This is a genomic window from Desertibacillus haloalkaliphilus (assembly GCF_019039105.1).
GTDB classification, from domain to species: domain Bacteria; phylum Bacillota; class Bacilli; order Bacillales; family KJ1-10-99; genus Desertibacillus; species Desertibacillus haloalkaliphilus.
Map to the genome: position 1 here is coordinate 1 of NZ_JAHPIV010000119.1, position 444 is coordinate 444.

Consider the following 444-nt stretch of genomic DNA (forward strand, 5'->3'; position numbering starts at 1 on the left):
TTACATATACTTACAAAAACGATGTTGAAATTTGTTTAAAAACCACTAATAATGCGCTTCCCCAGGAAATGAGCGCTGCATGTCACTAACTGATTTTTTTCTCCAATCTTTTTATTCTAACATGAAGATCGTTAAGCATTTTTTCTTGCTTCACTTTCTGATGATTTACTAAATATTCTTCATCTGCAAGAGCTAATTTAGAATAGTATATTGCTTTTTCATAATCTTTTATTTGATGTTCATGTATTTTAGAACATTCAACTGCAGCTAAATACGTGTACTTTTTTGTCCCCACCAGAGAAGAAAAGCTTTCTAGTGCCTTCTCCCAATTCTTTTCTTTTTTTAAACACGTAGCATAAGCAAACATGCTCGCTTCAGCTACACTTGATCCTACTCCCTTTAATAATTCGTATTGAGCCATAGAAATCTCTTTCTCCCCTATCG

Annotated in this window: 1 protein-coding gene; it reads right to left on the reverse strand. The window is 33.3% G+C overall.

The genetic code is table 11. The features are described 5' to 3' along the window. Positions 1 to 85: 85 nt before the first annotated feature. The coding region (locus tag KH400_RS21130) for a hypothetical protein (RefSeq protein ID WP_438821137.1) at positions 86 to 444 on the reverse strand (359 nt) is incomplete at its 5' end.